This is a genomic window from Glycomyces arizonensis DSM 44726 (assembly GCF_000482705.1).
Lineage (GTDB): Bacteria > Actinomycetota > Actinomycetes > Mycobacteriales > Micromonosporaceae > Glycomyces > Glycomyces arizonensis.
In genome coordinates this window covers 175,233-188,366 of record NZ_AXWO01000013.1, presented here as the reverse complement: position 1 = coordinate 188,366, position 13,134 = coordinate 175,233, and the positions used below count along the sequence as shown (strand labels likewise).

Below are 13,134 nucleotides of genomic sequence, written 5' to 3'. Positions count from 1 at the left end.
CATCTACATGCACGCGCTGGACGAGTCCACCGGGAAGTTCTCGTCCACCGACACCCGCCTCCGGCGCCTGGCCACCAACGTCGAGGGCACCTCGATCGTCCAGAACGGCGGCTACTTCTACCTGATGGCCCCTACCGGAAGCTGCTGCATCGGGACGGACAGCACCTACCACACCGTCGTCGGCCGAGCGACCTCCGTGACCGGCCCCTACTACGACCAGAGCGGACGGAACCTCGTCGACGGCGGCAGCTCGACCGTCCTCATGCGCGGCCCCTGGCCCCACGTGGCGGCCGGAGGCGGCGACGTCTACACCGACGGCGATGAACGCTACTTCGCCTACCACTACTACGACGCCGACAACTACGGCCGCGGAACGCTCGACATTCGACGCTTGACCTTCGCGAACGGCTGGCCGATCTTCGACGCGCCCCTGGGCAGGACCGACGCGGTCCTGCAGGTGCGGCACTCGAACCTGTGCGCCGACGTCTGGTCCCAAAGCACCGAGCCCGCAGCCGCGGTCAACCAGGGCACCTGCAACGGCGGCGACAACCAGCTCTGGCAGGTCACCCGCGACGGCGACGTCTACCAGTTCCAAGCCACCCATTCCGGCCAATGCCTGGAGATCTACGGCGCCTCGACCACCCAAGGGGCGACGGCGAACCAGTGGCCCTGCAACCGCGGCGACAACCAGAAGTGGGAACGGATCCCGGTCATCGGCGCCTACTCCATGCTCCGCAACGTCGCCACCGGACAGTGCCTCGAAGTCTCCGGCTTCAACACCGCGGGCGGAACGACGCTCAGCCAGTGGCCGTGCAACCGCGGCGACAACCAACTCTGGCTCATGGGCTGACCACGCCCGCATTCGCGACAGTCCCGCTATACACCTCCATCACGTGCATCGCCGCACGGGAAAGGTCAACATTATGAAATTCCTCCATCGACACGACGCCCCACCCGCGCCGCGACGGCGCCGTCGACGCACCCTCATCACCATCCTCGCCACAATGACACTGGTGCCGGTCGCCATACTGGCCGGCGCCGGGACAGCGAGCGCCGACACCAGCCAATTCCGCGGCTTCAACTGGGCCGTCCTCGGCGACAACTTCCAGGACGGACCGCTCGTGCTCCACGGCCTGGACGCGTCGGACGACTACGAGACCGTGCGGGCCAAGGCCGACGCGGTCTACGACGACCTGGAGACCAGTGTCGGCGCCAACACCGTCCGGCTCCCGATCAACACCCACACCGTCGGCTCGTCGTGGTGGAACGCCTACCGCGGCACCATCGACGCCGCGACCGACCGCGGCTTCAAGGTCATACTCGGCTACTGGGAGGACGGAGCCGCCTCTGGCGGCCGCATCACGAACATGGCGGCCTTCAACCAGATGTGGTCGACCGTGACCAGCACCTACGGGTCCAACGAACTCGTCTACTTCGAACCGATGAACGAACCGCACGGCTACAGCTCCCAAGAGTGGCGCGACCTCGCGGCCGACTGGCTCGACTACCACTACTCGGCGCCGGCCGACCGCGTCCTCATCGGCGGGGTCGGCTTCAGCCAGGACCTGCGCCCGATCTGCGACGACCCCCGGTTCGACGACACGCTGCTCTCGCTCCACCACTACTCGTTCGACTACGGCGAGAGGACGTTCGAGGGCTGGATCGACCACATCGAATCGCGCCTGGGTGACTGCGCGTCACGAGCGATCCCCACCGAGTTCGGCGCGGCCATGGACAACGGACTCGACTACGGCGACGCGAACAGCACCCACAACTTCGTCCGCTACATCAGGGCGATGACCGAGGTCATGCGCACCAACGACATGGGAGGCGTCTACTGGCCCGCCGTCGGCGGCAAGACCAACGGCACCGACCACGACTTCTATTCGATGTACGTGCTGACCGTCAACGGCAATGACCTGAACCTGACCTTGCGCAACCAGTCCGCCGCCGACCGTCTGCGCTACGGCTGGGGCGACGACACTGGTGGTGGCGCCCTGTTCAGCGCCATCGTGAACCGCCACTCCGGCAAGTGCATGGACGTTTCGGGCGGATCGACCGCTGACGGTGCCGAGATCATCCAGTACGACTGTCACGGCGGCTCCAACCAGCGGTGGCGGCTGGAGTCCGTCGGCGGCGGCTACTACCGGGTCGTATCGCAGGCATCGGGCAAGTGCCTCGACATCGACCGCGCTTCGACCGCCGACGGCGCCAAGGCCATCCTCTGGCCGTGCAACGGCGGCGCGAACCAGCAATGGCGACTGCGCGAGCCCGGCGGATCCATCGAACTGGTATCCCGCCACTCGGGCAAATGCCTCGAAGTACTCGCCTGGTCGACCGTCAACAGCGCACCTGTGCAGCAGTACTCGTGTGGGGGTGGCGCCAACCAACAGTGGACCCTGGCCGGGTAAGCGGGCACTGACAGATCAACAGGAGCGCGCAGTCGCTCTCATCCACCACCGCTCTCGTTCGGAGACCAGGGTGACGACACGTTTCGCGGTCGGGTCGAGGAATGGGCCGACCGCGAAGTCGGCACCGCGACCCGACCCGACGCGAGGAGGTCGGTGTTGGTCCTGCCGTCCCCCGGTTCACTCGCTGTGCAACGCCTCGGCGATGGTGAGCTCCGCCACGAGCCTTGCTGGGAGGTAGGCCCCGGCCACGGCGATCACAAGGCCCGCGAGGGCCAGCAGCGCGAGCAGCGGCGCGTTCCACGTCCGCAGCAGCGACTCGGGCATGTCGATCTGCGAGGCGGACGCGGCCAGCAGCATGACCTGCCGGTGGGCGAGAACGCCGAGGCCGATGCCGGCCAGGCCGCCGAGGACGCCGAGGGCCGCCATCGCGGTGACCATCATCGTCACCACCTGCCGCGGGGTCATGCCGATGGACTTGAGCATGGCCAGGTCGCGGCGGCGCTCGTGGGCGTCGAGCGCGACGGTGTTGAACACCCCGAGTGCCGCGACCGCCCCGAGCAAGAGCGCGAACGCGGTCGCGAGGCCGACGACGGCGATCCCGGTCGCGTGATCAGAATGGGGAGGATGGAATCGAACGCGTTCTCGTCGCCAGCGAACTTGAGATCGGTCCGGGAAATCGGTGCCACACTGCCGCTACCATTCCATGACTCTAGCGGGCCTGAATCAAAGGCTGGGTTGGTGTTCGAGCCGGCTGCTGAAACCGCGCTTGTGGACTCGAGTGCAGCATGGATTCATCTTTCAGAACTCCGACTGCTGTCATTCAGCCCATGACGCTTCAGGACTTCCCAGACCGTGGAGCGGGCGATGGAGACTTGTTCGACGGCAAGGTGATTCTTGATGCGTCTGGGGCCCCAGCCGGTGCGGTGGCGCATGTCGCAGATGCGCTGCTCGAGGTCGGGGGCGGTACGGCGGGGTTGCTCAGCGGAACGGTCGCGGGCGGGACGGCCGGAGAGCAGCTCGGCCGGGGGTGTCAGGCCGCTGGCGAGGAGGGCGGCGGCGCGGCGGTCGGCGTCGGGCCGCCAGGCCGCGTAGATGTCGGTGGTGGACGAGGGGGATCGGTGGCCGAGACGGTGCGCGACGGCGACGATGTCGACCCCGCCGGCGATGAGTTCAGTCGCGGCATAGTGGCGCAGGGCGTGTGTGTGCGTGTCGATGCCGACCGACCGACCAAACTTCTTGATCCGTTCGCTGAGGTACCCGGCCGAACCATGCCACGCATGGTCGGCCTTGAAGGAGTACAGGTACTCCTCCCCCGTGGGTGACAGGCCCAGGGCAGCGAGGCGACCGGTGATGCGGTCGCGCAACGACTCCAGCAAGGCCATGGTCCCCGGATCGAGCGCGAGCCACCGGGAGGTGCCCCTGACCTTGGTGGGGTCGATGAAGATCAGGCTCCGGTCGAAGTCGACGTGCTTGAGCTGGGACCGGACAATCTCGGAACGGCGCGCACCTGTGACCAGCAGCAGCCACACGATCGTGCCCCAGTCCGCACTCCGGACGAACGCGGCATCGACCAGCGCGGCGACCTCGACGGCCGTGGGCGCCTTCGGGTCCGGGCGCGGTGCTTTGGGAGCTTTGATGCGCTGGGACGGATCGGCGGCCAGCCAACCCCACCGGTACAGCAAGCGGCAGGTGCCCGCGACGACGCTATGGACCGTGCGCAGCGTCGACGCCGAAGCACGAACGCACTCGTGGGGCCTGCCGCGCTTCCCGCACTCGTGGCCGTCCAGATCGCGCAGCACGCGAGTATTGGCTCTGCCTCGGGCATGGTGCTCGACGTCCATGTGGCCCCCGCATCGGATCCGGCACTTGCCGATCGCGGCGTACAGGCCCTCGGCGGCCGGCACCAGTTCGCGCGCGAGCGCGCCGAGCGGGATCGCCCCCAGGACCGGGATCACATGCTGGTCTGCAAGGTACCGCGAGTAGCGCTGGCTCCCCGCCGTGAGGTCCCCGGCCTCGACTCGTTCGTCACGGGAGGCGAGCCACAGCCCGATCGCATCGCCGAAGCGCAGATTGCCCGCCAGCCCTTTACCGCTGTCTACTTGGGCGACCAGCCGCACCCGGGCGGCTGCGGCAGCGGCCCGGGTGAGGCAGGTCTCAGTGAGGTACCGCTGTTTGCCGGTCTCAGGGTCCACCCCCACGTAGACGCGGACCTGGAACGCATCCCCGCGAGGCCGGATGCTCCCACGTCGACGACGTGAAGAAGTCGCATGCTCCCTCGCCATACCATCCATGATCCCATGGACAGACTCATGGACAGGCAAATCAGCATATTCGGCCGCCGAAAACGCACCCCGTCTACCTGCACCGTTGCTCACTATGAGATCGGGATCAGGGCCCTTCCGGCCACCCGGAAACTTCTAGGTCCGATCCGCTGGATTGGACAGGACCCTGGAGTGAGCAGGAGTTTTGCCTAGTCCATTGTCATTTGAGCGACTCGGAAGCCAGGTATTTGACTTGGACTCCGAAACCCAAAAAATTCGTACAGGTATACGAAAGCAGGCCAGAGCATAAAGCTCTGACCTGCGAAAACGTCGGGCTGACAGGACTTGAACCTGCGACCCCTTGACCCCCAGTCAAGTGCGCTACCAAGCTGCGCCACAGCCCGTTTCACCGCTTTGTCGGCGGTGACAACTTTAGCCTATCGCTCTCGGTGGCGCTGAGGCGAGGTCCCCTCTGTGAGGCGGGCTATTTTCGTTTGCGAGGTTCGCGCGGTTTGACGGCGAGCTCGATCGGGGTGCCCGGGAAGCCGAAGTCCTCGCGCAGGCGGCGCTGGATGTACTTCAGGTACTGCTTGTCGAGCTTCGCGGTGGTGAAGAGGATGAAGCGCGGCGGCTCGGTGCCCGCCTGGGTGGCGAAGAGGATCTTCGGGGCCTTGTTGGCACGAACCGGGTGCGGGTGGGCCGATTGCAGGGCGCTGATCCACTGGTTGAGCTCGCCGGTGGCGATGCGCTGGCCCCAGCCTTCGAGAGCCTCGCGCAGGGCCGGGGCGAGCTTGGCGATGGCGCGGCCGGTCAGTGCGGAGACGTTCACGCGCGGGGCCCAGGCGACCTGGCCCAGCTCGCGGTCGATCTCCTTTTCGAGGTAGTAGCGACGGTCCTCGTCCACCAGGTCCCACTTGTTGAAGGCGAGGACCATGGCCCGGCCCGACTCGACCACCTGCGTGAGGACGCGCTGGTCCTGCTCGGAGATCGGTTCGGAGGCGTCCAGGAGGACGACGGCCACCTCGGCGGCCTCGACCGCGGACTCGGTGCGCAGCGCGGCGTAGTACTCGGTGCCCGAGGCGAACTTGACGCGTTTGCGCAGCCCGGCGGTGTCGACCAGGACCCAGTCCTCGTCGTCGATCTCGACGATCGAGTCGACCGGGTCGACGGTGGTGCCGGCGACGTTGTCGACGACCGCGCGTTCTTCACCGGCGATGCGGTTGAGCAGGCTCGACTTGCCCACGTTCGGGCGCCCGACCAGGGCGACGCGGCGGGGGCCGCGCTCCTTGAGCTGGCCGGTGGGCTTCTCGGGGAAGGCCCAGATGATCTGGTCGAGCAGGTCGCCCGAGCCGCGCCCGTGCAGGGCCGAGACCGGGTGCGGCTCGCCCAGGCCGAGGCGCCACAGGTCGGCCACGTCGGCGTTCTGGCGCTCCGAGTCGACCTTGTTGGCGACGAGAATCACCGGTTTCGCCGCGCGGTGCAGGATGCGCGCGGCGGCCTCGTCGGCGTCGGTCGCGCCCACGCGCGAGTCGACGACGAAGACCACCACGTCGGCGGTGCGGATCGCCAGCTCGGCCTGCGCCGCGATCGCCGCGGCCATGCCCTCGGCGTCGGGGTCCCACCCGCCGGTGTCGACCAGGCTGAAGTCCCGGCCCGACCACTCGGCGTCGTAGGCGACCCGGTCGCGCGTGACGCCCGGCTCGTCCTGGACGACGGCGGCGCGGCGGCCGAGGATGCGGTTCACCAGCGTCGACTTGCCCACGTTGGGGCGGCCGACGACGGCGACCGTCGGGACCGGACCTCGCTCGACGTCCTCGAGTTCGGCCCAGGTCACTTCGTCAGTCATTGATGTCCCTGTTGTTCAGCAAAGCCAAGATCTTCGCGACGACCTCCACGATCGGCAGCTCGGTGGAGTCGATCACCGTCGCGCCCTCGGGGGCCTCGAGCGGTTTCGTCGTCTTCGAGTCTGCCCCGTCGCGGCGGGCGATGTCGGCCTTCGTGGCCGATTCGTCGGCGCCGACTTCGAGGGCGCGCCGCCTGGCGCGGGCGTCGGCGTCGGCGGTGAGGTAGACCTTCACGTCGGCGTCGGGCGCGACGACCTCGACGATGTCGCGGCCCTCGACGACGATGCCCTTCTTCGCCTCGGCGATGATGCGCTGCTGCTCGGCGATGAGGAACTTGCGGACGGCCTTGTTGCCGGCCACGGCGGAAACGGCCTTGGTGACGTCGTCGCCGCGGATGGCCAGGCTCGCGTCCTCGCCGTCAACGCGGGTGAAGGGGTCTTCGGGGGTGGTGCCGAACTCGAGTTTCGCGTTCTTGACGGTCTTGGTGACCTGCGCGGTCTGCGAGGGGTCGACGCCCGCGTTGAGGACCGCGAGCGCGGCGGCGCGGTACATGGCGCCCGTGTCGAGGTAGGCGGCGTCGATAGCGGTCGCGAGTGTCTTGGAGACGGTGGACTTCCCCGCCCCTGACGGGCCGTCGATCGCGACGACCGGTGCGCTCGTGTTGTGCTCAGGCACTGTCTCGCTCCGTTCTTCTACTGCAAACCACGCAAACCTACATCATGCCTGGATGCGAGCCGTCAGGGCTTGTCGACGACACGCGCGCCCATAGGCCACAGTGCCAGCGGAACCATCTTCCAGTTCGCCACGGCCAGGGGTATGCCGATGATCGTGATCGCCTGTACCGCACCGGTGATCAGGTGCGCGAGCGCCAGTTCCCAGCCGAACAGCACCAGCCAGAGGAGGTTGCCGACCAGCGAGAGGCACCCGGCCGCCGGGTCGCGCACGACGGTCCGCCCGAACGGCCACAGCACGTACCCGGCCAGGCGCATGTTGGCGATGCCGAACGGGATCGTGACGATGAAGATGCAGAACAGCAGGCCCGTGAAGAAGTAGCCGATGGCGAGCCACAGGCCGGCGAGCACGAACCAGATGATGTTGAGGATGGTCGACATGTTCGAAAGCCTAACCGGCCCTTGGGGGTGCTGTCGGTACAGCTGGCTAGAGTCCGACCTCGCGGTAGAGCTGGCCCACCTCGTCGGGGGTGAGGCGGCGGATCGTCCCGGGCTTGAGGAGCCGCAGTTTGACCGGGCCGATCTCGGTGCGGACCAGGCGCGAGACCCGGTGATCCACCTCGTCCATGAGCCGCCTCACAATGTGCTTGCGTCCCTCGTGGATGGTGATCTCGATCAATGACTGGCCGGCGTGCTCGTCGATGATCTTGAGCTTGTCGGCCTTCGCCATCCCGTCGTCGAGCTCGACGCCCGCGAGCAGCCGGTGCCAGGTGGGCTTGTCGAGGATCCCCGCCACCTGCGCCCGGTAGACCTTCGGCAGGCCGTGGGAGGGGTGGATGATCCGGTTGGTCAGCTCGCCGTCGTTGGTGAGCAGCATCAGGCCCTCGGAGTCGGTGTCGAGGCGCCCGACGTGGAAGACGCGCTGCTCGATGCCGCCGGTGAAGTCGCCCAGGCAGGTGCGGCCCTCCTCGTCCTCCATGGTCGAGACGACGCCGCGGGGCTTGTTGATCGCGTAGTAGACGGTGTCGACGTCGGTGATCACGCGCTTGCCGGAGACGTGGATGACGTCGGCGGCGGGGTCGACGCGCTGGCCGAGGCGGGCGCGCTCGCCGTTGACCTTCACCTTGCCGCGGGAGATCAGGTCCTCGGCGGCCCGGCGGGAGGCGATCCCGGCTTGGGAGAGCACCTTCTGCAGGCGAATGCCCTCTGCGTCAGCGTTGTTCATCATCCTCGATATCCGTCACATCGTCCGGCAGGAACGGGGCCAGCTCAGGCAGCTGGTCGACCGAGTCCAAGCCGAGTTTCTCCAAGAACAGGGTGGTGGTGCGGTACAGCGTCGCCGTCGAGTCGGGGTCGGAGCCGCACTCCTCGACCAGTCCGCGCGCCAGCAGCGTGCGGATGACCCCGTCGCAGTTGACCCCCCGGATCGCCGAGATGCGACCCCTGGTGACCGGCTGCCGGTAGGCGACGACCGCGAGCGTCTCCAGGGCCGCCTTGGTGAGGCGGGCCGAAGCGCCGTCGGTGACGAACCGTTCGACATAGCGGGCATAGTCGGCCCTGGTGTAGAACCGCCATCCCCCGGCTTGGCGACGCAGGTCGAACCCGCGCCCGTCGCCAGTGTATTCGGCGCTCAATCGGCCGAGCGTCTCACGGACCCGCGATAGTGGCCGCTCCAATACCGACGACAGGAACTCCTCGCCCAGCGGCTCCTCGGCGACCATGAGGATCGCCTCCAGGACGGCGCCGAGGTCGACGTCGTCGGGCACGGGTTCGGGGGCCGGCGGCGGGTCCTCCGGCGCGGCGGCCTGTGCGGCGACGGCCCGCGCGTACTCGTCGCTCGCGTCCGGGGGCTCGTCTGCGGGCGTGTCGGGCCTGGCCGCGGCGTCCTGCTCGCGCTGCCACGGCGGCCGCCATTCGGCGATCCGCGCCTCCATCGGCGCGGCCTCGGCAGGCTCCGGCTGTTCACTCATCTGGCTGCTCCTCCCCCGTCTGCGGGCTGCCCGCGTACTCGTCGACCTCGATCTCGGTGTTCCCGGTGCCGCCGAGCCAGCGTACGGTCAGCTCGCCGAGCGCCTGCATCTGCTCGAAGCCGACGAGGGCCTCGCGGTAGAGCTCCAGCAGGGCCAGGAAGCGGGCGACGACCTCCAAGTGGCTCTCACAGTCGGAGACCAGCGCCCGGAATGTGGCGGTCTGGACGCGTTGGAGCCTGCGCGAGAGGATCACGGCGTGCTCGCGGACCGAGACGCGCTGCTGGTGGACGTGGCCGGTGGCGACCTCGGGCGGCGGTTTGGGCTTCATGGCCTTGCCGGCCAGGGCGGCCAGCTGGTCCGGGGTGATGTCGAATTCGAGTTCGGGGAGCAGGCCGCGGAAGCGCTCTTCGAGGCCGGTCGAGCGCGGCGTCCGCGCCGAGGCGGTCTCGGCGAGGGCGGCGAGGTGGCCGGCGGCCTCCTTGTAGGCCTTGTACTGGAGAAGCCGGGCGAAGAGGAGATCGCGGGCCTCCAGCAGCGCGAGGTCCTCTTCGTCGTCGACGGCGGTGTTCGGCAGGAGTCGGGCGGTCTTGAGGTCGAGGAGGGTGGCGGCAATGAGCAGGAACTCGCTGGTCTCCTCGAGGTTCCATTCGTCCTCGAGCGCGGTGACGTAGGTGATGAACTCGGAGGCGATCTTGTGGAGGGCCAGCTCGGTGACGTCGAGCTTGTGCTTGCCGATCAGTTGCAGCAGCAGGTCGAACGGCCCCTCGAAGTTGTCGAGGCGGACGTGGAAGCCGGTCTCGGTCTCCTCGGGTTCGGCCTCGCCCCGGGTCGGGGCAGGGGTTCGCTGCTGGTCGGTCACGCAGGCAAGCTTAGACGGCACGGCAGAGCATCGGCCTGGTGACTGTCCGTGTGGTCACTTCTCGGTGGCAGCTATGAGCTCTCTGGCGAGCTGGCGGTAGGCGCGGGCGCCCGACGAGGCCGGGGCCCAGGTGGTGATCGGCTCGCCCGCCACGGTGGTCTCGGGGAAGCGCACGGTGCGGGTGATGACGGTGGAGAACACCTTGTCGCCGAAGGCCTCGACGACCCGCTGGAGCACCTGCCTGGAGTGGGTGGTGCGCGAGTCGTACATGGTGGCGAGGATGCCGTCGAGTTCGAGGTCGTAGTTCAGCCGTTCGCGGACCTTGTCGACGGTGTCGAGCAGCAGCGCCACACCCCTGAGGGAGAAGAACTCGCATTCGAGCGGGACGAGGACCGAGTGCGCGGCGGTGAGCGCGTTGACCGTCAACAGGCCCAGCGACGGCTGGCAGTCGATGAGGACGAAGTCGAAGTCGGGGATGACCGGCCGCAGCACCCTGGCGAGGGTCTGCTCGCGCGCGACCTCGTTGACCAGCTGGATCTCCGCGGCGGACAGGTCGATGTTGGCCGGCAGCAGCCGCAGGCCCGCCACGTTCGTCTTCATCATGACGTCGTCGATGTCGACGTCCTCTTGCATCAGGAGGTTGTAGACGGTGAGGTCGAGCGTGTGCGGGTTGGTGCCGAAGCCGACGGACAGCGCGCCCTGCGGGTCGAAGTCGACCAGGAGGACCTTGCGGCCGTACTCGGCCAGCGCGGCGCCCAGGTTGATCGTCGTGGTCGTCTTGCCCACGCCGCCTTTCTGGTTCGCCATGGCGATGACGCGAGCGGGGCCGTGGCGCTCCAGCGGCTGGGGCTGGGGGATGTCGCGCTTGCCCGTGTAGCTCTCGGGGTCGGGCGAGGTGAAGTCGCCGTCCGAGTCAGCGGGCGGCACTTGCGCGGAGCGCAGGGCCTCCCACTTGTCATTGCTGTCCACACTGCTCATTTCTTCACGCCTCCGGGTGCAAGGACGGCACCGGGTGCCGGGCGTCTCACCGTTTGCCTGTTACTGCGACTGTACGTCAGTGTATCGAGGCTGTCGACGGCTTGGGCGACTCCGAGGCGCCCGGCGTGAGATCCCCCGCTGTCCGCTCGGGTTCGCTCTGGTGACAAGCGGATTCAGCTCTCCGCGAGCGCCTGTGCCACCGGCGTGAGCGGGAGGTGGTGGGTGAGCGCGACGGGCTCGTTGGTGACGTGCCCGGCGTGGGTGTTCAGACCGCGGGCGAGCACCGGGTCGGACCCCAGCGCCTCCCGCCAGCCGAGGTCGGCCAGCCGCATGACATACGGAAGGGTGGCGTTGGTCAGCGCGTAGGTGGAGGTGTTCGGGACCGCGCCGGGCATGTTGGCGACGCAGTAGAAGACCTTGCCGCCGTGGGTGAACGACGGCTCGTCGTGGGTGGTGGGCCTCGAGTGGGCGAAGCAGCCGCCTTGGTCGATGGCGATGTCGACGAGGACCGCGCCCTCCTTCATGTCGGCGAGGACCTCGTCGTCGACGACGGTGGGGGCCTTGGCGCCGGGGACGAGGACGGCGCCGATGACGAGGTCGGCCTCGCGGCAGGCGCGCTTGACCTCGAAGCGGTTGGAGACGACGGTGCGCAGGCGGCCGTGGTAGAGGTCGTCGGCGACGTGGAGCTTGTCGTTGTTGAGATCGAGCAGTTCGACGTCGGCGTGCATGCCGACGGCGATGGCGGCGGCGTTCATGCCGGAGACGCCCGCGCCGATGATGACCACTCGCGCGGGGCGCGTTCCGGGCACGCCGCCGAGGAGGATGCCGCGGCCGCCTTCGGGGCGCTGGAGGTGGTAGGCGCCGGCCTGGACGGCGAGACGTCCGGCGACTTCGCTCATGGGGGCGAGCAGCGGCAGTCGCCCGTCGGGCGTCTGGACGGTCTCGTAGGCGATGCCGGTGACGCGGCGCTCCAAGAGCGCGTCGGTGCATTCGGCGCCCGCGGCGAGGTGGAGGTAGGTGAACAGGGTCTGGCCGGGCCGCATGCGGTGGTACTCGGCGCGGATCGGCTCTTTGACCTTGAGGACGAGGTCGCCTGCGCCCCAGGTGCTGTCGGCGTCGGCGCCGATGAGCGCCCCGGCTTCGCGGAAGTCGTCGTCGGTGATGGCCGAACCGAGTCCGGCGCCGGACTCGACGGTGACGTCGTGGCCTGCGGCCACCAGTTCGTGAACGCCCGCCGGAGTCAGGGCGACGCGGTACTCGTTGTTCTTGATCTCGCGGGGGACGGCGACTTTCACGGCACGGGTTCCTTCCGAAACGTTGGGCCTGTTCACCAGTCGGTTTGCGACTCGTGGAGGCAGTCTATGTCGCGCCGGGCCGGAACCCGCGGTTTTCCCTTGTGGGGAACCGCGCGTCGCCGATCGGCGCCTTCGCCGACGATCGTATCGGTGCGGGGCCGCTCTTGGCTATGAGAACAACGTTTCGAAAGTGAGTCGCCTTCACTTCGAAGCTTCGAGATGCAGCCTCGTGAGGTTCAGGGCGAGCGCGCAGACGCCGTTGCGGATCTCGCCGTCGGCGACGGCGGCGAGGGCCTTGTCGAGGTCCCACCACACGAGTTCGATGTTGGCCTCCTCCTCGGTGCGCTCGTGCCGCTCGGCCTCGGGGACGCCGCTGAGCCCGGTGGCGAGGTAGTAGTGGATCATCTCGTTCGAGATGCCGGGGGTGGTGTAGAACCGGCCGAGCGCGGTCCAGCGGTCGGCGCGCAGGTCGACCTCTTCGGCGAGCTCACGGGCGGCGGTCGTGCCCGGGTCCTCGCCGTCGACATCGCGCAGGCCGGCCGGGAGCTCCCACAGGACCTCCTTGGCGGGGACGCGGTACTGGCGGATCAGGCCGACGCGCCCGGCCTCGTCGAGCGGAACGGCGACGACGGCGCCGCAGTGGTCGAGGAACTCGCGGCGGACGGTCTTCGGCGGAGCTTGCGAGCCGTCAGTTGGCTCTGCACTGCCGGGCATCTCGACGGTCTCGGCGACCAGGTCGTAGCACCAGCCGTGGTGGATCCGCTCGCTGTCCAGAACTCGGTATTCATGCACGGCGACCACACTAGTCGTGCCCCGCGGCGCCGACCACCGCCACGGGCACTGCC

13 protein-coding genes and 1 tRNA gene are annotated in these 13,134 nt (G+C 68.4%); 2 read left to right on the top strand and 12 right to left on the bottom strand.

Features of this window, described 5'->3' with window-relative positions:
* On the top strand, nucleotides 1-850 hold an 850-nt coding region (locus H613_RS0111110), incomplete at its 5' end, for an RICIN domain-containing protein (RefSeq protein WP_026923848.1).
* A gap of 154 nt (nucleotides 851-1,004) precedes the next feature.
* Nucleotides 1,005-2,411, top strand: coding sequence for an RICIN domain-containing protein (locus tag H613_RS0111105; RefSeq protein WP_342673015.1), 1,407 nt, complete (start codon nucleotides 1,005-1,007; stop codon nucleotides 2,409-2,411).
* 177 nt (nucleotides 2,412-2,588) lie between these two features.
* Here H613_RS0111105 and H613_RS0111100 read toward each other — a convergent pair whose 3' ends face one another.
* The 12 genes from H613_RS0111100 to H613_RS25975 all read right to left on the bottom strand — a co-directional run bounded on the left by H613_RS0111100 (nucleotide 2,589) and on the right by H613_RS25975 (nucleotide 13,081).
* A complete protein-coding gene (locus H613_RS0111100) occupies nucleotides 2,589-2,945 on the bottom strand; it encodes an FtsX-like permease family protein (RefSeq protein WP_211234779.1) in 357 nt (118 codons plus the stop codon).
* A 257-nt stretch (nucleotides 2,946-3,202) separates the two neighbouring features.
* Complete coding sequence (locus H613_RS0111095) at nucleotides 3,203-4,603, bottom strand: site-specific integrase (protein ID WP_169731983.1); 1,401 nt, start codon at nucleotides 4,601-4,603, stop codon at nucleotides 3,203-3,205.
* A gap of 399 nt (nucleotides 4,604-5,002) precedes the next feature.
* Nucleotides 5,003-5,076 (bottom strand) — tRNA-Pro (locus tag H613_RS0111090).
* 80 nt (nucleotides 5,077-5,156) lie between these two features.
* Nucleotides 5,157-6,518: a ribosome biogenesis GTPase Der gene (gene der, locus H613_RS0111085; protein WP_026923844.1), complete on the bottom strand. Its 1,362-nt coding sequence runs from the start codon at nucleotides 6,516-6,518 to the stop codon at nucleotides 5,157-5,159.
* A complete protein-coding gene (cmk, locus tag H613_RS0111080) occupies nucleotides 6,511-7,191 on the bottom strand; it encodes a (d)CMP kinase (RefSeq protein ID WP_026923843.1) in 681 nt (226 codons plus the stop codon). The genes der and cmk overlap by 8 nt, the downstream gene beginning before the upstream one ends.
* Nucleotides 7,192-7,253: 62 nt before the next feature.
* Complete coding sequence (locus tag H613_RS0111075) at nucleotides 7,254-7,628, bottom strand: YccF domain-containing protein (RefSeq protein ID WP_026923842.1); 375 nt, start codon at nucleotides 7,626-7,628, stop codon at nucleotides 7,254-7,256.
* A 46-nt stretch (nucleotides 7,629-7,674) separates the two neighbouring features.
* Complete coding sequence (locus tag H613_RS0111070) at nucleotides 7,675-8,415, bottom strand: pseudouridine synthase (RefSeq protein WP_211234778.1); 741 nt, start codon at nucleotides 8,413-8,415, stop codon at nucleotides 7,675-7,677.
* Nucleotides 8,399-9,157, bottom strand: coding sequence for an SMC-Scp complex subunit ScpB (gene scpB / locus H613_RS0111065; protein WP_211234777.1), 759 nt, complete (start codon nucleotides 9,155-9,157; stop codon nucleotides 8,399-8,401). Before scpB ends, H613_RS0111070 begins: the two co-directional genes overlap by 17 nt.
* A complete protein-coding gene (locus H613_RS25980; RefSeq protein WP_245598532.1) occupies nucleotides 9,150-10,016 on the bottom strand; it encodes a segregation and condensation protein A in 867 nt (288 codons plus the stop codon). Before H613_RS25980 ends, scpB begins: the two co-directional genes overlap by 8 nt.
* A gap of 54 nt (nucleotides 10,017-10,070) precedes the next feature.
* Nucleotides 10,071-10,994, bottom strand: a complete 924-nt coding sequence (locus H613_RS0111055) for an AAA family ATPase (protein WP_026923839.1) — start codon at nucleotides 10,992-10,994, stop codon at nucleotides 10,071-10,073.
* A gap of 173 nt (nucleotides 10,995-11,167) precedes the next feature.
* Nucleotides 11,168-12,289, bottom strand: a complete 1,122-nt coding sequence (ald, locus tag H613_RS0111050; protein ID WP_026923838.1) for an alanine dehydrogenase — start codon at nucleotides 12,287-12,289, stop codon at nucleotides 11,168-11,170.
* A gap of 201 nt (nucleotides 12,290-12,490) precedes the next feature.
* Nucleotides 12,491-13,081 (bottom strand): NUDIX domain-containing protein, encoded by a 591-nt coding sequence (locus H613_RS25975; RefSeq protein WP_051393246.1) that lies wholly within the window; start codon nucleotides 13,079-13,081, stop codon nucleotides 12,491-12,493.
* Between the last annotated feature and the right edge of the window lie 53 nt (nucleotides 13,082-13,134).